Source organism: Nocardia alba NBRC 108234 (assembly GCF_001612665.1).
GTDB lineage: Bacteria > Actinomycetota > Actinomycetes > Mycobacteriales > Mycobacteriaceae > Nocardia > Nocardia alba.
Map to the genome: position 1 here is coordinate 499412 of NZ_BDAX01000002.1, position 24482 is coordinate 523893.

27 protein-coding genes are annotated in these 24482 nt (G+C 67.9%); 17 read left to right on the forward strand and 10 right to left on the reverse strand.

The features are described from left to right. Window positions 1-60: 60 nt before the first annotated feature. The 3 genes from NA12_RS04040 to NA12_RS34070 are packed head-to-tail and all read right to left on the reverse strand — an operon-like array spanning window position 61 to window position 2329. Window positions 61-651 carry a neocarzinostatin apoprotein domain-containing protein gene (locus NA12_RS04040; RefSeq protein ID WP_132369859.1) on the reverse strand — a complete coding sequence of 197 codons (591 nt, stop codon included), beginning with the start codon at window positions 649-651 and terminating at the stop codon, window positions 61-63. A gap of 20 nt (window positions 652-671) precedes the next feature. Continuing rightward, the gene (locus NA12_RS04045) at window positions 672-1250 is read right to left on the reverse strand and encodes a neocarzinostatin apoprotein domain-containing protein (RefSeq protein ID WP_067446042.1); all 579 of its coding nucleotides are present in this window, start codon (window positions 1248-1250) and stop codon (window positions 672-674) included. After that, a complete protein-coding gene (locus tag NA12_RS34070) occupies window positions 1247-2329 on the reverse strand; it encodes a hypothetical protein (RefSeq protein WP_067446047.1) in 1083 nt (360 codons plus the stop codon). The genes NA12_RS04045 and NA12_RS34070 overlap by 4 nt, the downstream gene beginning before the upstream one ends. 316 nt (window positions 2330-2645) lie before the next feature. On the opposite strand from NA12_RS34070, the gene NA12_RS04055 reads away from it, so the two are divergent. The 9 genes from NA12_RS04055 to NA12_RS04095 are packed head-to-tail and all read left to right on the forward strand — an operon-like array spanning window position 2646 to window position 10914. Then, a complete protein-coding gene (locus NA12_RS04055) occupies window positions 2646-4271 on the forward strand; it encodes a carbon-nitrogen hydrolase family protein (RefSeq protein WP_067446048.1) in 1626 nt (541 codons plus the stop codon). Further along, complete coding sequence (locus tag NA12_RS04060; RefSeq protein ID WP_084472337.1) at window positions 4271-5077, forward strand: oxidoreductase; 807 nt, start codon at window positions 4271-4273, stop codon at window positions 5075-5077. The genes NA12_RS04055 and NA12_RS04060 overlap by 1 nt, the downstream gene beginning before the upstream one ends. Before the next feature lie 14 nt (window positions 5078-5091). Beyond that, window positions 5092-6048 carry an alpha/beta hydrolase family protein gene (locus NA12_RS04065; RefSeq protein WP_084472450.1) on the forward strand — a complete coding sequence of 319 codons (957 nt, stop codon included), beginning with the start codon at window positions 5092-5094 and terminating at the stop codon, window positions 6046-6048. Further along, window positions 6042-7163, forward strand: a complete 1122-nt coding sequence (locus NA12_RS04070) for an aromatic ring-hydroxylating dioxygenase subunit alpha (protein WP_067446052.1) — start codon at window positions 6042-6044, stop codon at window positions 7161-7163. Before NA12_RS04065 ends, NA12_RS04070 begins: the two co-directional genes overlap by 7 nt. Beyond that, entirely contained in the window at window positions 7160-7864 is a 705-nt protein-coding gene (locus tag NA12_RS04075) for a hypothetical protein (RefSeq protein WP_067446054.1), read from the forward strand. Before NA12_RS04070 ends, NA12_RS04075 begins: the two co-directional genes overlap by 4 nt. Continuing rightward, window positions 7861-8769, forward strand: a complete 909-nt coding sequence (locus NA12_RS04080; RefSeq protein WP_067446056.1) for a hypothetical protein — start codon at window positions 7861-7863, stop codon at window positions 8767-8769. The genes NA12_RS04075 and NA12_RS04080 overlap by 4 nt, the downstream gene beginning before the upstream one ends. Then, complete coding sequence (locus NA12_RS04085) at window positions 8766-9536, forward strand: SDR family oxidoreductase (RefSeq protein ID WP_067446058.1); 771 nt, start codon at window positions 8766-8768, stop codon at window positions 9534-9536. The genes NA12_RS04080 and NA12_RS04085 overlap by 4 nt, the downstream gene beginning before the upstream one ends. Further along, window positions 9533-10174 (forward strand): hypothetical protein, encoded by a 642-nt coding sequence (locus NA12_RS04090; protein ID WP_067446059.1) that lies wholly within the window; start codon window positions 9533-9535, stop codon window positions 10172-10174. The genes NA12_RS04085 and NA12_RS04090 overlap by 4 nt, the downstream gene beginning before the upstream one ends. Then, window positions 10171-10914, forward strand: a complete 744-nt coding sequence (locus tag NA12_RS04095) for a maleate cis-trans isomerase family protein (protein ID WP_067446061.1) — start codon at window positions 10171-10173, stop codon at window positions 10912-10914. The genes NA12_RS04090 and NA12_RS04095 overlap by 4 nt, the downstream gene beginning before the upstream one ends. A 13-nt stretch (window positions 10915-10927) precedes the next feature. On the opposite strand, the gene NA12_RS04100 is transcribed toward NA12_RS04095, so the two are convergent. After that, a complete protein-coding gene (locus NA12_RS04100; protein ID WP_067446062.1) occupies window positions 10928-11746 on the reverse strand; it encodes an HpcH/HpaI aldolase/citrate lyase family protein in 819 nt (272 codons plus the stop codon). 113 nt (window positions 11747-11859) lie between these two features. On the opposite strand from NA12_RS04100, the gene NA12_RS04105 reads away from it, so the two are divergent. The 7 genes from NA12_RS04105 (at window position 11860) to NA12_RS04145 (ending at window position 18268) form a co-directional block, all read left to right on the forward strand. After that, on the forward strand, window positions 11860-12816 hold the full coding sequence (locus tag NA12_RS04105; RefSeq protein ID WP_067446065.1) for an alpha/beta fold hydrolase: 957 nt from the start codon (window positions 11860-11862) through the stop codon (window positions 12814-12816). Between the two features lie 253 nt (window positions 12817-13069). Further along, window positions 13070-13297: a hypothetical protein gene (locus NA12_RS04115; protein WP_067446070.1), complete on the forward strand. Its 228-nt coding sequence runs from the start codon at window positions 13070-13072 to the stop codon at window positions 13295-13297. 158 nt (window positions 13298-13455) lie between these two features. Further along, the gene (locus NA12_RS04120) at window positions 13456-13911 is read left to right on the forward strand and encodes a MerR family transcriptional regulator (RefSeq protein WP_067446072.1); all 456 of its coding nucleotides are present in this window, start codon (window positions 13456-13458) and stop codon (window positions 13909-13911) included. Between the two features lie 98 nt (window positions 13912-14009). Beyond that, window positions 14010-15029 (forward strand): zinc-dependent alcohol dehydrogenase family protein, encoded by a 1020-nt coding sequence (locus NA12_RS04125; protein ID WP_067446074.1) that lies wholly within the window; start codon window positions 14010-14012, stop codon window positions 15027-15029. A 33-nt stretch (window positions 15030-15062) separates the two neighbouring features. Next, a complete protein-coding gene (locus tag NA12_RS04130) occupies window positions 15063-15476 on the forward strand; it encodes a (R)-mandelonitrile lyase (protein WP_067446076.1) in 414 nt (137 codons plus the stop codon). Then, window positions 15473-16366, forward strand: coding sequence for an aldo/keto reductase (locus tag NA12_RS04135; RefSeq protein WP_067446077.1), 894 nt, complete (start codon window positions 15473-15475; stop codon window positions 16364-16366). The genes NA12_RS04130 and NA12_RS04135 overlap by 4 nt, the downstream gene beginning before the upstream one ends. Before the next feature lie 378 nt (window positions 16367-16744). After that, window positions 16745-18268, forward strand: coding sequence for a sulfatase family protein (locus NA12_RS04145; RefSeq protein ID WP_067446084.1), 1524 nt, complete (start codon window positions 16745-16747; stop codon window positions 18266-18268). 66 nt (window positions 18269-18334) lie between these two features. Here NA12_RS04145 and NA12_RS04150 read toward each other — a convergent pair whose 3' ends face one another. Both NA12_RS04150 and NA12_RS04155 read right to left on the reverse strand, forming a co-directional pair. Continuing rightward, window positions 18335-18844: an SRPBCC family protein gene (locus tag NA12_RS04150; RefSeq protein WP_067446086.1), complete on the reverse strand. Its 510-nt coding sequence runs from the start codon at window positions 18842-18844 to the stop codon at window positions 18335-18337. Then, window positions 18841-19620, reverse strand: a complete 780-nt coding sequence (locus NA12_RS04155) for an SDR family NAD(P)-dependent oxidoreductase (RefSeq protein ID WP_067446088.1) — start codon at window positions 19618-19620, stop codon at window positions 18841-18843. The genes NA12_RS04150 and NA12_RS04155 overlap by 4 nt, the downstream gene beginning before the upstream one ends. An 80-nt stretch (window positions 19621-19700) precedes the next feature. On the opposite strand from NA12_RS04155, the gene NA12_RS04160 reads away from it, so the two are divergent. After that, window positions 19701-20276 carry a TetR/AcrR family transcriptional regulator gene (locus tag NA12_RS04160; RefSeq protein WP_067446089.1) on the forward strand — a complete coding sequence of 192 codons (576 nt, stop codon included), beginning with the start codon at window positions 19701-19703 and terminating at the stop codon, window positions 20274-20276. Window positions 20277-20326: 50 nt separating this feature from the next. On the opposite strand, the gene NA12_RS04165 is transcribed toward NA12_RS04160, so the two are convergent. The 4 genes from NA12_RS04165 to NA12_RS34075 form a co-directional block, all read right to left on the reverse strand. Further along, window positions 20327-21136 (reverse strand): ESX secretion-associated protein EspG, encoded by an 810-nt coding sequence (locus tag NA12_RS04165; protein WP_067446090.1) that lies wholly within the window; start codon window positions 21134-21136, stop codon window positions 20327-20329. Next, entirely contained in the window at window positions 21133-23574 is a 2442-nt protein-coding gene (locus tag NA12_RS04170) for a WXG100 family type VII secretion target (protein WP_067446092.1), read from the reverse strand. The genes NA12_RS04165 and NA12_RS04170 overlap by 4 nt, the downstream gene beginning before the upstream one ends. 62 nt (window positions 23575-23636) lie before the next feature. After that, window positions 23637-24110: a YbaB/EbfC family nucleoid-associated protein gene (locus NA12_RS04175; RefSeq protein WP_067446093.1), complete on the reverse strand. Its 474-nt coding sequence runs from the start codon at window positions 24108-24110 to the stop codon at window positions 23637-23639. Window positions 24111-24117: 7 nt separating this feature from the next. Beyond that, entirely contained in the window at window positions 24118-24459 is a 342-nt protein-coding gene (locus NA12_RS34075) for a hypothetical protein (protein WP_067446094.1), read from the reverse strand. Window positions 24460-24482 lie beyond the last annotated feature (23 nt).

Below are 24482 nucleotides of genomic sequence, written 5' to 3' on the forward strand. Positions count from 1 at the left end.
AGTGGGGGCTGTGGCAGTTTTGTCGGAGCCGCCGTGAGCTCGGAGCTCACGGCGGGATCCTCAGCTTTTGCGGCGGCGAAGTACAGCGGTGGCGACCACTGCCACCGCGGCCCCCACGACAAAGCCGACGCCGACGATGAGCGCGACGTTGGTGTCGTCGTCATCGCTGTCCGGTTGTGCGGCAACGGAAGTGGTGGGGGGTGGGGTCGTGGTCGGGGCACCGAAGGCCAGCGGGGTCGAGGCCAGGATCTTGGAGGGGTCGGTCAGACTGGTGACGGCCAGGGTGCAGGCGCCCGCCGCGGTGGTGCAGTCGGTGCCGCCGACGGCGGCGATCAGGGTGACCGTTCGTTTGCCGCCCGTCGGTTGCCAGACGCCCTTGTCGTCGGCGGTGCCGAGGAGCGAGCCGGTGAGGTTGCAGTCCGTGGGCGCGACGATCGCCGGTTTGCATTGGCCCACAGCCACACTCGCCAGATTCGCGGGCAGGCCGCCGACCTCGACCGTGATCGACTGGCCGACGCTCAAGCCCGTGTTCGCGCTGGGTGCAACCGTGACGTCGGCGGCGGCGTGTGGTGTGCCGGCTACGACCGAACCGAGGACGGCGGCCGTGGTGGCGGCGGCCATGACTGCGCACCGGATTGCGGTCTTCTTCATTTGTTCCTCCTGAGGGGATTTCACAGACGCCTGCGTCCGATGAGGGTGACGGCGGCGACGAGGAGCAGCAGGGCGGCGGTGATGCCCCACAGCACGATGGACGGGCCCTGGATGTCGCGCTCGGTGGCGACAGTGGAGCCCGGAACGGGGGTGCTCCGGGGCGACAGAGCCGATCCGGCGAAGGTGACGGCGACCTCGGCCGAATTCGCGGCGCGGACCGCGGGCGGTTCGGCGCCGGGTAGCGGAGCGGCGGCGATCACACACTGCTGGGTCGCGCAGTCGATGGCGTTGAAGCGGGCACGGGCGGTGAGGGTGACCGTGGGGAAGGTGCCGTCGGCGCCGATATTGACGAAGGTGGCGCCGCCTTCGAGGTCGCAGTCCTTGATTCCGCTGACGAAATTCTGTTTACACAGACCGACGGCGACCGCGGACAGCCCCGGCTGAAAACCGCTGCCGTTCACGGTGATCCGTTGCAGTTCGCTCACCCCGCTCGATGCGCTTACCTCGACGGTAGCACCGGGCGCTGCGAGAGCAGGCGGTGCCGCGATCGTGGCGAGGACCGCCGCGGCGGCCGTCGCGGTCAGGACGGTGCGGATCACGCGATACCTCGCTCGGGTGCGGGGGTGGTGCGGGTGCCCAGTGACACGCCGCCGAGGACGGTCAGGGTGAGGACGGTGAGTGCTGTTCCGTTGCCGAGGAATTCGCCGGCCACCGACACCGCGCCGAAACCGGCCGCGACCCCGAGGGCGGTGAGGATCGCGGTCGGTCCGGCGGACCCGGTCGCGACCCGGTCCAGGCCGCGGGCCGCGCAGGTCGCGGCCACGACGGTGACGCACACGCCGATCGCCACGGTCACCGAACCCGGGGCGGTCGCCACCAGCAGTGGGCCGCCTGCGGCCAGAATGATCAGGGGCGCGATGTTTCCCGCGGACGGGGCGGGCAACGCCATCACCAGCAGCGCCAGCACGCCGGCGGGGAGCAACAGCATGGCTTGTTCTCGGCCGAGCTCACTCCACCGGAACAGCAGCAGGTGCAGGGCGGGCAAGACGGTGCCGCCGACGACGAGCCCCGTCAGGCCGTAGAAAACAGAGGTGCGCCACGGTATTCCGACAGGCTCGCGCCGGGCACCCGTTTCCTCCTGTGAGACAGGCGAGTCCTGTGGCGTAGACGAAATCACGTAGGAGACAGCACCGGACACCGCGGTGAGAATGCCCGCCGCGACCAGCCCCGCACCGGGTGCGAGCTGGGTGAAGGCCGCGACCGCCGCGGCGCCGGCGAATCCGGCGATCATCGCGGTCTGCCACCAGGTCGACGAGGCGCTCGCCCAGGTCAGCGACCGGCTACAGACCAGCACCGGACCAGCGAGCGCGCCGGCGACGATCACACCGACCGAGAACACCCACACAGCCGACGTCGCACCGGCGATCGCCAGCCCCGCACCGGCCGGTATCGCCAGGATCGCGGCGAGGCCCGGCGACAGCGGATATCGCATCGTGACGACGGCGCCGAGAATGCCCGCGGCGAACGCGGTGAGCGTCAGATAGCCCACCACCTGCGCGGGCACCCCGACCACACCGCCGAACGGTTTCGTGAGCAGGGTCAGCAGCCCACCGGCGAACGGGGCCGCCGCGGCGGCGGCGAGCGTCAGCGTGGCATCACGGATTCGATCGGCCGCCATCTCAGACGAACCTCGAAAGTCGAGTGGAGCAAGGGATTACGGAGGTTGTCATGGGCCACCCCGCCAGCAAGCGTTTCGCTATAGGAAACGCGGTTTCGGAATTGACCTATTGAACCCACAGCGCGCGAAGAGTGTCAAGGCGTGGCGGCAGGTCCGCACAATGCACCGGCGACAATCGGTTTCCACGGTGTTTCGCCCCGTGAAATCCGGTGTCGCCCCTGGACAGATCCGAAGACCGGGTACAGAATCTTCCGTATTGGAAACGCTGTTTCGTTCTACGAAACGCTACTGCTACTCAGGAAGTGGGTGCGCATCCATGACGAGAGTCGCGGCCGCACAACTGGCCGCAGGCACCGATGTCGCGGTGAATCTGTCCGCGTGTCTGCGGATGATCGACCGCGCGGCGGACGCCGGAGCCGAGCTGGTGGTGCTGCCCGAGTTCTGTAACCACCTATCCTGGTACGCCGACCGCGCCCACGCCCGGCGAATGGCCTGCAGACCGGGTGATCCATTCCTCACCAGCGTGGCCGAGAGTGCCACGCGCCACAGGATGTACGTCAAGATCGGGGTCACCCTCGCTCGCCCGGACGGCGCGACGACCGGCACGAGCCTGCTCTACAGCCCCGAGGGGGTGCTGCTGGGTGAGTCCGACAAGCAGGTTCTCATGGGCGCCGAGAACGACTACCTCGATCCGGGCACCCGCGATTCCCCGGTCATCGACACCCCGATCGGACGCATCGGCATGTACGCGTGCATGGAGGGCGTAGTCAACGAAGTGGCTCGGTCCCTGGCCGTGCGGGGCGCGCAGCTGCTGCTCAACAGTCTCAACTCCTTCGCCACCGACGAGGCGAGCCTGCACATTCCGGTGCGGGCCGCGGAGAACAAGGTGTGGGTGGTCGCCGCGAACAAGGTCGGACCATTGCTGCCCGAGGCACAGTTGCCCGCGATCGCCGCGAAGCTCGGTGTCCCACCGCACCGGTTGCACGGGGCGGGCGAGAGCCAGATCGTGGCGCCGGACGGCATCCCGGTCGCGCTCGCGGCCGCCACCGGGGAGGACCTGGCGGTCGCCGATATCGACGTCACCCGGGCCGACGACAAACGTCGCCCCGACGGCACCGATGTGCTCGCCGCGCGCCGACCGAGCCTCTATATGCCGTTGCGCGCGGCGGACGGTGCTCGCGTAGCCGCAGTCGGCGCGGCCGAGGCCAACGCCGCGGTGTGCGCCGCGCACGCCGGATCGATCGCGCAGCGGGCGGCCGATGGCACCGATCTGATCGTGCTGCCAGAACTGACTGACCTGCCTGTCGATGCGATCGTCACCGCCCTGCACGGCACCGGGGCGTACGCGGTCACCACGGTGCGCGACGGCGGTGCCCATGTCGGGCTGCTGCTCGATGCCGGTGGGGTCGTCGCCCGGCAGGCCCAGTTGCATCCGACCGCCCGTCATCCCTGGCTGACAGACCCCGGTGACGACCTCGCGATCATCGATCTGGCCTGGGGCCGAATAGCTCTCGTGATCGGCGACGACGCGCTGTTCCCGGAGACGTTCCGGCTGGCCGCGATCCGCGACGCCGATGTGGCGGCGGTGCCGTGCACACCGACCGAGAACTGGGAGCTGAGCCTCGGCCTGGCCGAACGGTCCGCGGAGAACCGGCTCAATGTGGTCGCCGCGGGCGTCCGCGACGGCGAGCTCACCGGCGCGATCTACGCCCTCAGCCCCGACTTCACCCTGTGGACCGCCTGGAGTGGGCCGTTCACCGGTGTGATCAGTCATCCCGAGGTGACGACCGTCCGCCCCGGCTCGGACGGCGTCCGGGCCACGATCCGCCCCGCCCAAGCCGTGAACCGGATGGTGTCCAAAGGCACCGACCTGGTCGCGGGCCGACCCCGGCCTGCGCTGAACGCCATGACCGCCTACGCCACAACCCTTTCGGAGCAGTGATGAGCGAGACCGTGCAACACGTCGAGCAAATGGTCGACGAGAACCCTCGAACCGATGTGACCGAGACCTTCGAGGAGTGGCGAGAACTGCTCACCGGCCTGAAGGCCGAGATCGCCGAACGTTTCGAACTCACCCGCGACCCCTCGACCGTCGACCTCGAGTCCTACGGCACCCCCGGCGGCGCTTCCGGCAGCCTGGCCGCCTATAGCGGTCCCGAGATCGACTGGCTGGTGCACTCCTGGATCGGTGATCCGCGAACAGGTTTCGTCAACCTGCATCTCACCGCCTGGCTCGGCCCGGCGACCCGGGTGCCACACCTGGGTTCGGCCATGCTGCTGTGGCCAGAGGGCTGGTTCTATGTCGACGCCATCGCGCGCGGTGACCTGGTCGGCGACGGCGACTATTTCGACCGCTTCTACGCGCCCAACGAACAGCCGTGGCTGGATTTCAAGGCCGACCACCCCGATTTCACCTGGTTCACCAGCCGCACGGCGTTCATCCGGTCGAGCCTGTCCCCCACCGCGTTCTGCTACTCCTTCCCGGCGACCCGCCCCAATCTCGACACCGTCGCCGAGGTGCTGACCGGGCGCGTCCAGCAGTGGCTGCGATGGGTAGCCGCGGGCGAGCAGGTGCCCGCGGCGCAACGGCCCGAGCTCGCCGCCCGCGATCTGGCCATCCGCCGCAATATCGCCGAGCGCGATCCCGCCAATGTCATGGGCGAGCGCATGTTCGGGCGTGAACTCACCGAACGGCTGGTGCGCGCCCTGTGGGGTGGCGACCGAGAACTGCCGCGGCCGGGCCTGTGAGCGAGGAGAAACTGTTGATCCGATCTCTCTGGTGGTCTGTCCGCACCGACGGCACGGCCCCGTTCGATACCGCGCACCTGAAGGTCTACTACCCGGCTGTGGCCACCGGTGACGACGCCGAGCGTCTTACCGGCGTGTTCGGTCCGGATCCGGCCGGTGCGCCCTATCCGGTGGTGCTGTTCATGTCCGGGGTCAATGTCGGGCAGGAGGCCTATCGACGGTTCGCGGTGGCGATCGCCGAAGCCGGGTTCGTAGTGGTGACCGTCGACCGGGTGGGTGAATTGTTCGGTGGGCTGCGCGGTCTCACGCCGGGAGTGGAACTCGACGCCGCCCGTCCCGACGCGTACGGCACCCGTCCGACCTGCCCGGCCATCGGTGCGATCCTGGCCTCGCTGGCCGAACTCGCCGAGCTCGCGCCGCTGCGCGGCGCCCTGGACCTGGACCGGGTCGCGCTCGGCGGTCATTCGGCGGGCGGCACGGTCGTGCTGCAGTCGGCGCGCTACTTCCCCGGCGTGCGCGCCGTCTTCGCCTGGGGCGCACACAATATGGTCGCCACGATGCTCGGCTGGGAGCCCGGCACCGTGCTGCCGGCCCAGGTCGCCTGCCCGGTCCTGCTGGGTGTGGGTACCAACGACGGAGTTATCCAGGGCAGTGCCGACCGCTACGGCGAGGACGGGGCGAACCGGCCCGACCCGGTGCGCCGCACCTTCGACGAGGCCCTCCCCGAGGGCGCCAATCTCCTCGCGATCATCAAGGGCGCCAATCACTTCGGCATCGCCGATGCCGACCCCACCGCGGCCAGGGCCTTCCTGGACGGCCCCGCCGAGACCGACGCGCTCCCCCCGTTCGCGGCGCTCACGGCAACCTTCCTGCACACCCATCTGTCGGGCAGACCCCACGCCGAGGTCGAGCTGGCCGGGTTCGAGGCCGAGCACGTACAGCTGATCCGGCCTAGGAGCGACGAATGCTGAAGAACTTCTGGTATGCCCTCGAATTCGCGGACAAGGTGACCCGCGAGCCACGCAAGGTGACCTGCCTCGGCCAGGACTTCGTGCTCTACCGCACCCGGGCCGGGGCGCCGGTGTGCCTGTCGGACCTGTGCGTGCACCGCGGCGGCGCCCTGTCGATGGGCACGGTGACCGACGACTGTATCGCCTGTCCCTATCACGGCTGGCAGTACGACCCCGACGGCGCGTGCGTGAAGATCCCCGCCAATTCCGCGGAGCGGTCGATCCCGCGTAAAGCCCGGGTGGACGCCTATCCGACCCAGGAGCGCTACGGCATGGTGTGGGCCTTTCTGGGCGATCTGCCCGAGGAGGAACGCCCACCCATCCCGGTCATCCCCGAGCACGACGATTCCTCGTTCAAGGCCGTCCAGTTCGAGATGGAGGTCAACGCCAACTACGAGCGCACCTTCGAGAACGTCGTCGACGCCGCCCACACCCCCTTCGTGCACGGAACGGCTTTCGGCAATCCGGACAAGCCACAGATCCCGGATTTCCGGATCCGGCAGACGGAATGGTCGGCCGAGGCCGATATCGATCTGAGCCCGCCGCCCCCCGGCGGACTGTGGGGAATGCTGTACAAGCGCAAGGTCCGGCCGGAATTCGTCACGGTCACCAATGCCTGGTACCTGCCCAATATCGTCAAACTGCACATCCGGCTGCCGATCGGGGACATGCTCCTCTACGACTTCAACATTCCGCTGTCGCAGGATCGCACGCTGATCAAGATCCTCGGCTACCGCAATTTCTTCACCGGCGGCTGGGCCGACGGCAATACCCGCAAACGGATCGAGAAGATCCTGCTGCAGGACCGCCCGGTGGTGGAATCGCAACGACCCGAACTGCTTCCGTTCGACCTGTCCGACGAACTGCACGTGCGCAGCGACGGTCTGCAGGTCGCCTACCGCCGACGCAGGCTGGAACTGATCAAGCAGGGCTGGTGGGTCGGCGGCGACGACATCATCACCGGTGACGGGCCACGGCGCACCGCCACCGTCCTGCCCTCCCCGTCCCGCCGTGACAATCCCGAATTGGCCAGTGCCTGGGTGCACAAGGCCCGCACCGGAGGCGATCCTCGATGACCACCCCCACCACCAGCCTGCCCGCCGCGCTGAGCGAGCGGACCCTGGCCACGCTCACCACCGCGCTGAAGCTGTCGACCGTCGACGACGTCGATCTGACCAGCCCGATGTCGCCCACCCCGGTGGGACGGTTGCGGGTGTGGCGCGGCGGACCGATCGACAAGGTCGTGTCCGTCCAGCTGGTCGTGCCGCCGATCGGTCTGGACTCGCACATGGTGTTCGCGTTCACCCCACCCGAGTCGGCGGTGCCGCACTTCACCCTCGATTCCGTCTACGGCGGTGAGTATTTCGCCATGCACCTGGATCTGATCCCGCGTGCGGATCTGGCGGTACACCTGGACTATCTCGACGCCGCGTTCGGGCCGCTGACCTCGCTGCTGGAGCAGGCGTGGCAGATCGAGGGGGTGTCGGCCGCCGCCATCGGACCCCGACAGCGCGCGATGATGTCGCCGTGGATGCTGGTGTGCCGGGCCACCGAGGACGCCTTCACCGCCCTCGGGGACACCGTCGAGGGCTATCTCGCGCAGTGGCTGAGTCTTGTGGAGCAGGGCGTGCCGCCGGTGACGGCCGACACCGCGACCCGGGATCTGGCCAACCGGGCGAACCTGTTCAACCCCGAGGTCGACCCGGTCTGGGCACAGGTCACCCGGCTGCTCGGCCCCGAACAGACCGAACGGGTCCGTGGGGAGCTGCTCGCATGAGTACGCCGAGCGCTTTCCAGCAGCGCATCGAGGGCGAATGGATCGGGCGCCCTTCACTGTTCGACGCCAAGGGCACCTGGCTGGGTTTCGAGGACATCCGCCGGTCCTCGGTCTTCGCCGACGGGGTCACCACCTATTTCATGGACGGCGGCCTGACCGGCGGCGGCGAACTGGCGGGCCGGTTCGCCCTGGGCGCCCCGTTCGCCTTCGGTGTCGTCGACACCGGGTCCGAGCGGATCTACACCGGTCCCGACTTCCACGGCTCCGGTCAGCCCTACGGCGGTTTCGTCGACGCGCACTACTACGGGCCCGGATGGCAGGTCTGCCTCGACACCTGGAATCTCACGATCGGCGACACCCAGGTGTACTCCTCGGTGCTCTCGCAGGGACCCGCGGTGATCGGCGTCTTCGACGGGCTCTACACCCGCGACCCGGCCCTGGCCGACGACCATATCGACCACGAGACCCGCTGCGGTTCGGAGGTTTTCATCCTGCCGACCAAGGAGAAGAGCTGCTATCGCGGCGATCTCGAACTGTGGGACGCGGGCGGAGAGGCGGTCGGCAGCGTGGCCGTGGAACTGACGGTGGACCCGATCGACCTGCTGACCGCCGTGCACCGGCTGATCATGAAGGACCCGCTCGGTCTCGACGCCACCTTCCGGCTGCGCCGCGACGGTGTGCGGTCCTTCCACGAGGGTCCGCAGCTGTGGGGCAACGCGAACGCCTACGGGCGAGCGAATTTCGTCCGCATGCACACCACCGACGGGCGCCGGATCATCGGCCGCGAGTTCATGACCGACGCGGAACCGGGGATGGGCGCGGGCCGCACCATCGCCGTGGTGTACCAGATCTTCGAGCACAACGTGTTGGCCGCGGTGCTGCACGGGACAGTGGAGCGCGCATGAGTACCGTGGTGATCACCGGTGGCACCAGAGGGATCGGCCTCGGCATGGTCTCCGAGCTCCTCGCTCGTGGTCATCAGGTGGCCACGTGCGGCACCGACGCCGCCCGCGTCGCCGAAGTCGACACCGCGCTGGGCGGCGCCGCGCTGGTGACGACGGCCGATGTGACCGACCGCGACCAGCTGCGGGCACTCTGGGACGACGCCGCCGCCCGCTTCGGACCCATCGATGTCTGGATCAACAACGCCGGTGTCTCCCATGACCGAAAACCCCTGTGGGAGTTGCCCGCCGACACCGCGCGGGCAGTCTTGGAGACCAATCTGCTCGGTGTCGTCCACGGGTCGGCCGTGGCGCTGGCCGCGATGGCGGCCCAGCGCCACGGCCACCTCTGGAATATGGAAGGACTCGGCAGTGACGGTCGCACGGTCGCAGGCCTGACCACCTACGGCGCGAGCAAACGGGCCGTCACCTATCTCACCAAGGCGTTGAGCAAGGAAGTGCCCGACGGTGTCTCGGTGGGACTGCTCAGCCCCGGCATGGTGGTCACCGATCTGCTCACCCACGGCTATGCCGATCCGGCGGAACTGGCCAAGGCGCAGAAGGTGTTCAACATCCTGGCCGACCGAGTGGACACCGTGGCGCCCTGGCTGGCCGAACGGGCGGTCACCCGGACCCGCAACGGCGCCCACGTGCGCTGGCTGACCACCGGCAAGGTGATCGGCCGGTTCGCCACGGCGCCACTGCGCAAACGCGACCTGTTCGCCGCATGAGCGCCACCGTGGACTACCCGGTCTCGCTGGCGATCGAGGACTTCGCGCCGGTGCTGCTCACCACGATCGGGGTGGTGCTGCTGCGGCGCACCGTGCCCGATCGGGGTGCGGTCCTCGTCGCGGCCGCGCTGATCGGCTGCGGCGGCGCCGCCAAAGCCACCGCCAAACTCCTCGCCGCCACCGGCCACGGCGACTACCCGTGGCTGCGTGGCGCGCTGTTCCCTTTGCTCACACTGGGATTCGGACTGCTCTGCCTGGTCCTGACCCGCGCGGCCGGGCCGATCCCCCGGTGGTTGCTGGTCCTCGTTCCCGGCCTGATCGTGACCTGCGCGGCCGGTGCCGTGCTGGCGGGCGACCCGATCGTGTTCCTGGTCAGCACCACGGTGTTCGCGACGCTGGCCGGCATCCGGCTGATCGACACCGCGCGCCGCCGCGGCGACACCCTCGCGGCGAGCCTGTTCGGCATCCAGCTGCTGGTGTTCTTCATCCTCGGCTCGCTGGCCTCGCGACCCGACCAGACCGTGGCCCTGCAGTGGGCCGAACAACTCAGCAACACCGTGGCCCAAGCCGCCTTCGCCTATGCCGCGTGGCGACTGGGTTCGAGCCAGGCCACCGACACCACCCAGGAGACCCGATGACCGACGTACTCGGCTGGCGCCGCAAGTTCGGCGTGATCGCACCGTCGACGAACACCATCGTCGAGCCCGATTTCTACCGGATGACGGTGCCCGGCGTCACCGCCCACTTCAGCCGGATCCACATCCGCGACCAGAACATGAGCGACGACGACGGCATGGCCCGACTGCTCGACCAGATCAGGGCCGAGATCGGCGCGGCCTGCGAGCGGGTGCTCACCTGCGAACCGGACTACATGGTGATGGGTATGTCCGCGGAGACGTTCTGGGGCGGGGTCGCGGGCAATGTGGAGTTCGTCCGCCAGATCACCGAGATCACCGGGCTCTCGGTCGCCACCGGCGCCGAGGCGTGCCGGAGAGCACTGGAACTGTACGGGGCTCGCCGCATCGCGGTAGTCACCCCGTATCAGCCGATCGGCGACAAGAATGTGGTGATGTTCTTCGGTGAGCTGGGTTTCGAGGTGACCGCGATCAAGGGACTGCGGTGTCCGACCGCGGTGTCGATCGCCCATGTCACCGAGGACGAACTGCGCGCGGCGATCCTCGAGGTCGACAGCCCCGAGGTCGACGCGATCGTGCAGTGCGGCACCAATCTGTCGATGGTGCGCCTGGCCGACGAGGCCGAGCGTTGGCTGGGCAAGCCGGTGCTGGCGATCAATGCGGTCACCTGGTGGATGGCTCTGCGCGACAACGGTATCCAGGATCGGATCGACGGTGCGGGCGCACTGTTGCGCGAGCACTGAGCCGCTCGCGGCGTCACTGTTCGAGCAGCCTGCGGGCATGCCGGATCACCGCCAGGTCCACCATCGCGCCGGTGTCGTCGACCATCACCCCGCTCGCGGCGGCGTCGAAGTCCGCCACCAGTGCCCGCGCCCGCTCGAGGTCGGCAGCGGACGGGGTGAAAACCTCGTTCACGACCGGCACCTGTGCCGGGTGCACGCAGGCCCGGCCGCGAAAGCCGAGCCGCCGCAGCGCGTGGGTGGAGACCCGCAGCGCGTCCAGATCACGAAAGTCGGTGCGCACCGGCGCGAGCGGCGCGGCGATCCCCGCCGCCGCGGCGGCCAGCACGACCTGGCTGCGCACCGCCAGCAGCTCCCGCTCGTCGGCGCCCGGGCTGATGCCCGTGTCCGCGCACAGGTCGGCCTCGCCGATCTGCAGCCGCAATACCCGCGGTGCCATGGCGATCTCGCGGGCGGCATAGATCGCGGTCGCGGTTTCCAGCAGGGGACACACCCGCACCGCGTGCGAGCCGGATTCGTATCTGTCCAGGATGTCGGCAGCGGCACCGACCTGGCGGGCCGATTCGGTTTTCGCCAGGCACACCGCCGCGGGTCCGCACGCGGCGACCGCGGCCAGGTCCGCGTTCCCGAGTTCACCGGAGTTCACCCGCACCCAGATACGGCTGCGGTGCGCGGGTACCGACCGCACCCACGCGATGACTTCCGCCCGCGCGGATTCCTTGTCCCGCAGGGGAACCGAATCCTCGAGATCGAGCAGGACCACGTCGCAGCGCCCGGTCAGGGCCTTGGCGAACAGGTCGGGCCGATTGCCGGGAACATACAGCGCCGATCGCATGATCCGCCCCTTCCACCCACCCCGGTCAATTAAGGAAACATCGTTTCTCGATACGAAACATATCGGGATCGTTCGCGTTCGTCCACCCTTCCCGTCCCACCTGAGGAGTCATCGTGCTCGTCCGCACTCCACTGCTGGCCGCAGTCGCCGCAGCCTTCCTGCTCCTGCCCACCGCGCCCTCCGCACTGGCCACCGACTACCTGCCCGGCACCGTCGAGATCGGTTGCGCCGGTGGCACTCTCGAACAGACCGCCGACTGGTACCTGCCCGCGAGCACTCCGCGCGCGCTGATCTGGCTCCAGCACGGTTTCGCCCGCACCAGCGCGCAGCTCGCCGACCTGGCCACCGACTTCGCCGACCACGGCTATCTCGTGTTCGCGCCCAGCCTGCCGTTTCTCGACCTCTCCGGGTGCACCCTGCAGAACCTGGGCGACAACACCGGCTTCCTCGACCACGTCAGCGAACTGTTCGCCACCGCCGACGATCCGACGTCGGCCCTGCCGAGAAGCCTGGCGACGGCCGCCGCCGCGGCGGGACGGCCTGCACCCGCGCTGCCCACCGACCTCATCTTCCTCGGACATTCCGCCGGCGCGGAGGCGGTCGCCTACGTCGCCGATCACCTGCGCACCGACGCGCCACGCACCTGGGCGAACCTGCGCGGCATCGTGCTCCTCGACCCGGTGAAATCATTCCTCGGTACCAACACCGACACGGCGCTGACCGGCATCGACGCCGCCGGACTACCCGCGCTCACGATTTCCGCGCCGCCCTCGCTGTGCAACAACCTCGGCACCGGCACGGCCGCCGTCCAAGCCCATCTGCACCGACCTTTCGTCGGCGTCCTACTCCCCTACGGCGTCCACACCGACGCCGAGGGCACCAGCTCCGATGCCATCGGCGAAGCATTGTGCGGACGCCCCCGCGTCGCCGACAGCACCACGCTGCACACCCTCGCCATCGGCTGGACCGGCGACTTCCTCGCCGCGACTACCACTCCGGCCTTCTACCCGAGCCCACCGGCATGGATCGTCCCCGCCGCTCCCGAGGCGATTCCCCTGTCCGGCAGCTGAGCGGGCATCGGCTCGAGACGAGACGAACTGTTAGATGCGAATATCTATACCTCTTACTATCACCGTGTGGGTGGGCGGCCAGGACAGATCGAACTCGACCGTCTCGACGGTGTGGTCGCTGTCGTCGAGTTTGTCCGGGCCGCGCAACTCGGACAAGAAGCTGTCCGATCGACCATGATCGAGGCTATTCCGGACGTCGAGATCGTTTCGACACGGTGGCATCGACGGAAGGACAAAAGACCTTGGCGCACAAATGATCGACACCGGCGAATCGGGAGGCCGCCGCTGGTGGGGCATTCCCGATGTGCCCGACGTCTACCGCGTACCGATCCTGCGATTGATCGACGACGATGTTTCCCCGTCCGGCCTGCCACGGGACGGCCGATACTTCTACGCGGTCGTCTTCGACGGTCCGGACAAACTGTCCCTGACCTATTTCAACGGCCTCGGCCGGGTTCTCGACTACACCCGCGTCTCGTGAACGACCTGGGCTACGCCGCAGCACAGGCCGCGCCCACCTCGCCGCAGTAGGCCACCGGATCCGCGCGGAGTGCCGAATCGAACCGCAGGCTCACCTCGTGGTGTGCCTGCGAGCGCATTCGTTGACTTCGAGCACTCGAAGTTTTTACGGTGGATGAAGTGACAGCGGAAACCACCGACCACACGTACACGATCAAGGAAGCGGCGGCTCTGGCCGGGCTTCCCGCCAGTACGTTGCGTTACTACGAGACGATCGGCGTGATCGCGCCGGTGGGCCGGGGCGCGACGAGTGGACATCGCGTGTACACCGACGAGGACCTGAACCTGCTCGTCGGCGTGGCGTGTCTGGCCGCCACCGGCATGTCCGTCAGCGATATGCGGCGTTATGTGGCGAACGGACAGCTCGGCACCGCCGCCGCGGACGAGCAGATCGCGCTGCTGAGCGCGCGGGCCGAACGCCTGGCCGAAGAAGCACGGTTGGTCGAAATCCGGCAGCGGTACGTCAGGATCAAGATCGAGTATTGGCGTGCGGCCGCGGCGGGCGACGCCGCCGAGGCCGAGCGGCTCGCGGTGACAGCGCGGTCGCTGGTGAAACAACTGCGGCCGACCGAGTAGGTAACCGGTACGCGAGCGGACTGCCCGTCGGTCCGCCACTCGATGGCACCCGAAATCAGTCGCGACCGAGAACAAGCGAGGAATAGGAGTCCCGTCTCATGCGTCAGGTAGTTATGACAAGGCCGAGGGAGATCGTGGTCGAGGACCGTGCCGATCCCACGATCGTGGAACCGACCGATGCCGTCATCCGGCTCGCCGCCACCTGCGTCTGCGGGTCGGATCTGTGGCCGTACCGCGGCGTGCAGGACGTCGACCACCAGGTCATGGGGCACGAGTACGTCGGCGTGGTGGAACAGATCGGAACCGAGGTCGAGACGATCGCGGTGGGCGATTTCGTCGTCGGGTCGTTCTGGGCGTCGGACAACACCTGCGAGATCTGCCGTGCGGGCTATCAGTCGCACTGCGTGCACCGCACGATCATGGGATCGATCGGCACCCAGTCCGAGCGAGCGCGTATTCCGCTGGCCGACGGCACGCTGGTCGCCACGCCCGGTCAGCCTGACGCGGACCTCATCCCCTCGCTGCTCGCCGCGTCCGATGTGCTGGGCACCGGCTGGTTCGCCGCCGACACCGCCCAGGCCGGTCCGGGCAAGACGGTCGCTGTGGTCGGTGACGGAGCGGTCGGTCTGCTCGCGATCCTGGCTGCCCGGCGAATGGGCGCCGCGCGAATCATCGCGTTCAGCCGCCACGCCGACCGCCAGAAACTGGCTCGCGAGTTCGGCGCGACCGACATCGTCGAGACGCGAGGCGACGAGGGTGCCGCCGAGGTGGTGGCCCTGACCGGTGGGCTCGGCGCGCACAGCGTCGTCGAGGCGGTCGGTACCCAGGAAGCCATGATGCAGGCGATCCATTCGGCGCGTCCGGGTGGACACGTCGGGTTCGTCGGGGTCTCCCACGACGTGAGCATCCCGGGCGAGCTGCTGTTCGGCACCGGCGTGCACCTCGCCGGTGGCCCGGCACCGGTACGCCGGTATCTGCCCGAGCTGATCGACCTGATCTGGAGACGCGAAATCGACCCGGGCAAGGTCTTCGACCTCACCCTGCCGCTCGACCGAGCGGCCGAGGGCTACCGGGCCATGGACGAGCGCCGCGCCATCAAGGTGCTGCTGACGGTCTAGACGATCGGCACCCGAACCGACCAGGAGGACGTTGTGAAATACAGCAGGAGCGGCGGCCGGACCGCGGCCGGGCCCACGGCCTACTTCACCGGCACCGTATTCATCGACGGCATCCGCGATCCCGACGAGCAGACCGCCATAGGCTGCGCCCACGTCCGGTTCACCCCTGGTGCCCACACCGCCTGGCACCACCATCCCAAAGGCCAGACCCTGTACGTCACCGACGGCGTCGGCCTGGTCGCGACCCGCGCGGGCGGCGTCCAGGAGATCCGGCCGGGCGATGTCGTCTACATCGAGCCGGGTGAGGAGCACTGGCACGGCGCCACCGCCGATCGATTCATGGCGCACCTCGCCGCGCAGGAAGCCGACGACGACGGCCAGGTGGTGACATGGCTCGACCACGTCAGCGACGACGACTACACCGCGGCACAAGGAGCACGATCATGAGCGAGATCCCCACCGTCACCCTGAACAACGGCGTCACGCTGCCCGCGATCGGCTACGGCGTCTTCCAGACACCCCCGGAGGAAACAGCGACCGCGGTCGAGACCGCCCTGAAAACCGGCTACCGCCACATCGACACCGCCGCCGCCTACGGCAACGAGCGCGGCGTCGGCGAAGGCCTGCGGCGCGCCGGCCTCGACCGCGACGAGGTCTTCCTCGAGACCAAGGTCTGGGTCACCGACTACGGCTACGACCAGACGCTGCACGCCTTCGACAAAAGCGCCGCGAAACTCGGCGTCGACGTGCTCGACCTGCTGATCCTGCACCAGCCGATGCCACAGCACTTCGAACGCACCCGCGAGGCCTACCGCGCTCTCGAGCACCTGCTGGCCGAGGGCCGGGTGCGGGCGATCGGGGTCAGCAACTTCATGCCCCGCCACCTCGACGACCTCATGGACAGCGCGACGATCGTGCCCGCCGTCAACCAGGTCGAACTGCACCCGTACTTCACCCAGCCCGCCGTCCGAGCGGCCGACACCGCGCGGGGCATCCTCACCCAGGCCTGGTCACCGATCGGCGGCATCACTCACTACCCGGGGTGGGGTGCGGGCCGCACGAACGTCCTCGACGACCCCACCATCGCCGCCATCGCCGCCCGAGCCGACAGAACACCGGCCCAGGTCATGCTGCGCTGGCACCTGCAACAGGGACGCTCGGCGATCCCCAAATCCACCACTCCGAGCCGCATCGCCGAGAACTTCGACATCGTCGACTTCACGCTGACCGGTGATGAGCTCGCGCAGCTGGACGGACTCGACACCGGACGACGCGGCGGTCCCGACCCCGACGAGAAAGACCCCGCCGAATGGGACCTCGAAATCCCCGAGGCATGACGTCCGAACAGTTTCGGAATCGGCGCGTAGCTTCTGCGCCATGATTGCCGATGCACGTAACTTCACAGCGAACCAGGTGTCCCGCGCGGAAATCCTGGCCGCCATCGACGGTTTCCGGGAGGTGAAACACCGCGTGATGCAAGGAGTTCCACTCGAGACACCACCGGTCCTCCTCTCGACGTCAGCCGAGGTGCCGGCTGGACTCGATTCCTTTGTGGGTACTCGCGTCGCGGGCTCGGAGTAGGCGGGCGAAACCGGCTGTAGTACTCCACCGTCCCGCGAAAGGGATTCGCGGTGGCTTAGTCTCGACGGCGGAGAACCACCGCGCCGGATGCAAAGAAAACCAACACCCCGTTGCCCCTCTCGAGGAGAAGCTCAATGCGCGCACGTCGCTTGTCTCGTCGTTTCCCGACCGCGGCGGCCGCGGTCCTGCTCGCGGTGACCGGGTGCGTCTACACAGCGTCGGCCTCGCCGACAGCCGGAGACCAGCGGCCGAACGTGGTGATGATCCTGGCCGACGACCTCGACGCGGCAACCACCCCGGTATGGCAGGCGATGCCGCGCACCGCGGCACTGATCCGTGACCGCGGCGTGGAATTCACCGACAGCTTCGCGCCGATGCCGATCTGCTGCGCGGCTCGCGCATCCATCCTGACCGGCGAATACGGGCACAACACCGGTGTCCTCACCAACGCCGGCGAGGTCGGTGGCTTCGAGGCCTTCCGCGCGGGCGGCAACGAATCCCACACCATCGCCACCACCCTGCACGACGCCGGATACCGCACCGGCATGGCCGGGAAGTACCTCAACGGCCTCGAACACGACCCCGGCCACATCCCGCCCGGCTGGGACGACTGGAACGCCGGAATCGACAACTTCCTGTACTCCGGCTACAACTACACCCTCAACGAAAACGGCACCCGCGTGAAATACGGTGTGGCACCGGCCGACTATGAAACCGACGTGATCCGCGCCAAGTCCGAGCGGTTCATCACCGACGCCGCCGCCTCCGGGCAGCCGTTCTTCTGGTACGCCGCCTCCACCTCCCCCCACTTCCCGATCCCGCCCGCACCCCGCCACCTGCCCAGCACCCAGCCCACCCTCGCCCCGCGGTCACCGAACTATCAAGAACCCGACGTGTCCGACAAACCCTCATGGCTGATCGACACCGCCGACGCGAGGGCCGCGACCATCGCCGCGACCAACGACATCGACTACACCAACCGCCTCGGCGCTCTCGAGTCACTCGACGAAATGGTCGCCGGAATCGTCGAAACCCTCGAACGAACCGGCGAACTCGACAACACCTACCTGATCTTCACCTCCGACAACGGCTACAGCCTCGGCGCCCACCGCCTCACCCAGAAAATGGCCCCCTACGAAGAATCCATGCGAGTGCCCCTCGCGATCAGCGGCCCCGGCATCCGCCCCGGACGCAGCGACGCCATGGCCCTGTCGATCGACCTCGCACCCACCCTCTACGACTGGGCGGACATCCCCGTCCCCGACCGGGTCGACGGCCGATCCCTGACCCCCGTACTGTCCGGCGACACCATCGGCTGGCGCACCGATTTCGTCGCCGAATACGGCGGCAACGGCGACGGCCGCAACGGGATCGCCCAGGAACAAATCCCCGGCACCGACACCCCCATCATCTACGCACTCGACATGCCGTCCTGGAGCGCCGTGCGCGACCGCCGCTACCTCTACGTACGCTGGTACGAGCGAGAACGCCCCCTCGACCAGCGCGAATACGAACTCTACGACCTGTGGGCCGACCCGTACCAACTCACCAACCTCATCAAAACCCCCCAGGGCCGCGCAGCCCACACCGACATCGTCACCGACCTCGACCACCGCCTCGGTGAACTGACCACCTGCGCCGGACGCTCCTGCCGGTGACAACCTCACCTATACAGGCGATCACCGAACTCGACAGCCGCACCCGATTCCGCGCTCGTGACCGGGTCAGGACTTCCGTTGGGCTACAGCAGATTCGGCGTAGGACGCCAATCCCGCCGCGAAGCGGTCGAACATCGGCGCGAAGGTCTTGGACACAATTCGTTCCTGGACCGGACGCAACATCGCGGCGGTGTCCAAGTGGACCTGCCATCGCAGGACGCACCGGTTCTCGTCGAGCGGCACGAAGATGATGTCCTCGATCATCCTGCGGGCCAACGGGATCGACATGGCGTCGGCCGAGAAGCTGAATCGTCGCCCCGGTTCCCACGCGAGGAATCGTTCACGGACTGTGATCCAGCGAAGGTGGATGTCGCGCACGGTCGCGCTTCCGTAGGGCATCGTGCCGTACCACGTGGTCGATCGGTACCCGTGGGCCCACTCACGCTGACCCTCACCGGTAGCGAGGATGTCGAAAGCGCGAGCGGCAGAGGCGTTCACCCTGCGCTCCGTCCGCAGATGATGACGCATCGCCGGGATGTCTTCGAGGTAGCTGGGCTGCAGCGCATACAAACTCATTTCGGCGCCACCAACCCTCGCGTCACACGAATCACCGTTCGCCGCGGCAAGATCCGAGGAAGACGAGTCGACCATTTGTTGGCCGATCCGGAAACCACGCTGGGCGGACTACTGCGGCGATCCAGCGCCCGCATGGCCGTAGCGGCCACTTTTGCCGGGGTCTGGCGCCCTCCCACGCTGGCGGATTCCCCCGCGACATCGAAGAACTCGGTATCGGTAGCACCGGGGCACAAAGCGAGGACGTCGACACCCGTGCCGTCGAGCTCACCCCACAGCGCCTCGGTGAACGACAGCACGAAAGCCTTCGTCGCGCCGTACACCGCCATGTAGGGAATGGGCTGGAACGCCGCGGTGGACGCGACATTCACGACGACACCGCGCCCGCGAGCAACCATCTCCGGCAGCAACGCGTGCGTCAGTGCCACCACAGCACCCACGTTGACCGCCAGTTCGTCCACGACCCGACCCGCCGACCGCTCAGCGAAGATGCCGTGCGTCGCGAATCCCGCGTTGTTGATCAACACATCAACGGGAGTTTCGGCCAGGCGCTGGATCAACTCCTGCACCTGGGCCGGAACCGACAGGTCCGCCGACAAGACTCGGACAGCGATGCCGTGCTCGGCCTCCAACCGTGCCGCGAGGGCCCGGAGACGATCCTCGCGGCGTGCGACGAGAACGAGGTTGCACTGCCTGCGAGCAAGCTCTGCAGCGAACTCGGCCCCGATCCCGCTGCTCGCCCCGGTGACAACGGCGGTGACGCCGCTCCAATCCTTCATTCCGACCTCCTAAGTGAACACATGTTCAGTGATATAGACTTAACACCCGTTCAGTTATCGATGTCAAGAAGGAGAATCTCGTGAGTGGCGCTAGACAACGGGCGGTCCGCGGCGACGGTGACCGACTGCGCGCAGAGCTCGTCGGTTCCGCCATCGACCTGCTGTTGCAACCGCAGCCCGCGCAGGCCCCCTCACTGCGCGCCATCGCGCGTTCCTGCGGTGTCGCGCCCAGCGCGGTGTACATGCACTTCGATTCACAGGAAGCCCTGATGTACGCGGTCACCGACGAGCTGTTCGGACGCCTGCGCACCGCACTCGACCTGGCCGATGTCGACGTCGAACCGGTCGGTCGACTCGCCGCGATGATCGATGCCTACCTCGATTGGGCGCAACACCATCCAGGCGCGTACCAACTACTGTTCGAGCGGCCCGATCCCCCACCCGGGACCGGTATCGGCCCGGGTCTGGACCTACTCGACCGCCTGGGCAGCGCGCTCGCCGCGGTCACCGGACACCGAGACCCCACCGCTGCACTACAAGCCTGGAACGTACTCCACGGAATCGCGTCGCTGCGCATCCACAAGCCCACTGCCCCATGGCAATCGACGCCGCAGCAGGATGCCCACGCCATCATCGGCGCACTGATCAGAACCTGACGATGCGCACTGGGCCTCGGCACGCCGACTATCCACCGGCAGGGTGCTGCTCACTCCTCGGTTTCACTGTGCGATTCCATTCGGGTGAGAATTTCCTCGATTCGATCGCGCGTCCAGAGTGCCAACCGGTCGCTGCTCATGGCGCTGGCGACCGGGGCAGGATCATCGAGCGGTATCACGTAGCGCCCGTCGTCGGGCAGGTCGCGCCACAACAGGCCCGTTTCGATCCGCCCACGGGCACCGTATTTCGAGCGGCCCTGCAGCACTTTGATGATGCCGGTGCTGAGCGCGGGGGTAGCGAAGAACCCGGCGCTGCGGACGTGGTCGTTGCCGAGGTCGTCATCGTCATCGTCGTCGGCGATGCTGGATACCGGGCGGTCGCGCTCCTGTGTCGGTGCGGTGTCGGGCAGTGACAGCGCGATGTCGGCGAGCTTGCCCGCGCCGCAACGCGGGAGTAGTCCGATCACGGTGTCGGCCAGGGAATACGGGTCGCATTCGACGGCGTCGAAACCGGCGCTGTGCGCGAGGGTTTCACCCGGGCGCTGGGTGATCACGTAGCCGCGGGCCCGATGCCGGATCGCGTGCACCCGGATGCGCGCCGCGGGATTGGCGAAATCCTGGTCGTTCCACGCGTGCGCGACAACGAAGACGTCGGGTTTGGCGATCGCGCTCGCCAAGACGTCGAGATCGTGGTCGAGCCGGTGTCGCAGTTGTTCGCGGACCTGCGATTTCTCCCGCTCGTAGTCCGCTTCGAGACGGGTGCGGCTGGTGAAGATGAACGGTGCGGGCAGTTCGCCCCGCCGGACGTCCTCGCAGAGGAGATTGAACTCCAGGTCGGTGAATTCCCAGGTCTGGCTCATGAGTCGGCCACCGGTCGCACTCGGTCGGGCATCGGGCCGATGGCTTCGTCGAGATGGACTCTCGACTGCAGGAATTTGGCGGTCTTGTGCCCGCCGCCGGCGTTCTGTCCCGCGCCACCGGCGGCGGGCGGCATCATGGGCATCCCGCCGCCGGGCATGCCGTCGGTCCGGGCAGCGGCCGCCGCGGCGGGATAGATCGGCTGTTCGGCGCCGGGCAGTCCCGCGCGCGGGTACAGCGCGGTGCCTGCTTGTTGGGTCGGCGATTCCAGTGAAGCGGCGCCGACTCCGCCTCCACCGACTCCACCGCCGCCTGCCCCAGCACCGCCCGCACCAGCGGCATCGACTGGGGAGAGCCCCGCAGCCGCCGACAACGCGTTCGGATCGAACTGCTGTAGCAGGTCTTGCATCTGCTGCGCGCCTGGTAGTGCGCTACCCAGTTGGGTGAGCGAATCCAGCCCCTGGGTCAGCGCCTTCCCTATCTGCCCGAGGAAGTCGCTACCCGCGGATGTCAAGGAACTCGCCATTCCCCCGGCCCCCGATGCCGCGTTCTGCGAGGCGATCCCGGCCCCGGAGGACGACAGGCCGTTCGCGCCACCGGTCGCCGCCGTGAGCGCCCGCTCGTCCAATGCGGCCGGGAGGTTCTCCAGGACCGAGCGCACCCCGGCCGGATCCACACCGCTGAGTTCGGCGAGCTTCTTCTCGTCGACTACGTCGGGAATGCTGTCCAGAATCGACCGCACCTTTTCCGGTGGCAGTCCGGTCAGCGTCGACAGGGCGTCTTCGTCGAGGAGTCCGGGCAGGTTGTCCAGGACCGACTCCACCTGGGCGGGGTCCGCACCCACCGCCGCGGCGAGGGCGTCGCCGAGGGATCCCGTATCCGCACCGGAACCCTTGCTGCCCGGTTTCGACGATTTCGCGCCCGATGCCCCACCCGCACCGGAAGCCCCCCGCGGTAGCGGGGCCGAACCGAGGGAGGACACCGATGGCATACCGGCACCCGCGGCGGATGCCACCTCGTCGGCGGAAGGCAAGCTGCTGCGAGGGAAGGGAGAACTTCCCGATCCGCCTGCCGACCGCGTGGGCGTCGCACCACCCCCGCCTGCGGGCGCGGCTCCCCCACCCGCGGTTGCACCCATCGCGCCCGCACCGGCGGGGTCGTAGCCCGCAGTCCGGGTTTCGGCGCCGGGCAGACCGGCTCCGGACCCGACGCCGCCACTGGTCTGCTGGCCCGGCAGGGTTTGGCCGCGATAGTCGTCGCCGTATCCCTGGGCCCCATACTCTTGCGAGCCATAACCTGGCGGCCCATACCCCTGGCTGCCGTACTCTTGGCCGCCGTAAGCCTGGTTGCCGTAAGCCTGGTTGCCATAGCCGATCCCCGCGGGATCCGGGCCGGGGGCGCCCTGCTGTCCGCCGCCCGGCCCGTACTCATCACCGCCCGGCACGTTCTGCCCCGGACCCGGGGCGGGCTGTGGGGTGGCGATCGGCCCGTCGACTGCCGGAATCACCGACACCGTGTTCTTCATGCCCTCGCCGTAGTGCTTCTGCCACTCGTCGCGATACCGCCTGGTCACCCGCCCGGGGCAGCAGTCGCCTGCGTCCGACGTCGCGGGCATGCTCAGCTTGGTGAGATGCAGCCACTGCGCGGTGTAGTCGAGATTCTGGCTCATGGCGATCATCGAGTTGATCAGCGGTTGCACACCGTTGGAGTAGTTCGTGACCGCGCTCGCGGCCGCAGTGGCCCCCTGTCCCTCCCAGCCATCGGTACCCGCAGAGATCACCGTGACGAAATTGTTCAGCCTGCTGAGCAGATCGGTCGACAGCGAGTGCCAGGTCCCCGCGGCCGCGAGCACCGGTTGCGGATCGAGATCGCGACCCAGCTCGTACATTTCGGTGAAGCTGAGACTGTCCTTGTTCTCGATGCTGGCTGTGGCGCCGGTGTCCTTCGCGCCTTGATAGTCCTTCAACGACGAAGGGAAACTCTCGGCCTTGAAGGGCGACGGATTGCCGAAGGTGGCGTCGGGGGCACCAGGGGCCGCGGTGCCCGGTGTGTACGGGGTCGCCGCGGTGGGCATCTTCAGTTCGCCGAGCGCCTTGATGTTGTCACGGGAGTTGTCGTCGGTGCTCACATACGTCTTGCCCGCGGCGATGTAGGTATCGCCCATATCGGTGACGATCTTCGCGTGGTCATTGAGGATGGTGAACAGACGGGAACCCTTGTTACTGAACACCATCGCCAGCTGAGTACCGGAGGTCAAGGTGCCGATGGGCGCGAAATTGTTCAGTCGCAGATCGGTCACCGCGGCGCTCATTCCGAGCAGATCGTCGGCCAGATCGGCGCAGGCTTTGGCCGCGGCCAAGGCCTTGGCCGGGTCGAACGCCAGATATCCCGCCTTCGCCTGGTTCTCCAGGCCGGACCACGTGTTCGGTTCGAGGGCCATCGTCGCCTTCCTTCGCCGGGAATCGGGTTCCCGCTTCGTCTGAATATCCGCGTGCGGGTGAGTCAGTCGTCGTTGTCAGCGACCGCGGAGCGGGGACCGGGGATGCCGGAACCGTCCGTCGGCCACCGGGTGTGATCAGGCAACTCCGTCGGCGGAGCTGGCGCGTTCGGCAGCATCGAGCCCAGATCGGGTGCGCCCTCGATGATCTCGGAAAGTTTCGGCAGCGCGTCGCGCCGTTCGAGCAGCGGCGTCATCAATTCCCTACTGCGACCGGCAACGTCGGCGGCCGCGGATTGGACGGCCGCCGTCAGGTTCACGGCGATCTCCTCGAGACTCAGCTCGAGAACGTCCTCGGCGAATTTCGTGTCGATCAGAAGTCCATCGGCGTTCACCGTCACTTCGATGCGCTTGTCGCACGCGGTCGCGGTGGCCGTGAGAAGCGCGCGCTGCTTCTGGAGTTCGGCGATCCCGCGGAACTGTTCGCCGAGTCCGTCGAGCATCGTCGCCATATCCGCACGCAAGCGGTCGTTCAACATGGAGCGCTCACACCTTCCCCGGGCCGAGGTTCTCACTGGAGGCTTGGTCGGTGCCTGCGAGCGAGTTCGCTGCCTCGCGCTGGCCCTTCGCCATATCGCTGAGGGTCTGCGCGGCCCCGGTGGCACCGTCGAGCAGGTTGTCGCGCGCCGCGATGTAGCCCGTGGCGCCATCGGCGAATTTCTTGCCACGCTTGTCATTTCCCCATGGCAGGAAAGTGAGGTCGGCTTCCACACCGCTGAGCGCGCCGCGTAGTTTCTCGGCCGCTGCCGTCACTTTCGTCGACAGCTCGTCGGTCAATTCCGATGCCTTGCGCAGTTTCTGGGGGTCGATCTCGACATTTCCGGCCATCGCGCACTTCTTCCGATATGGGT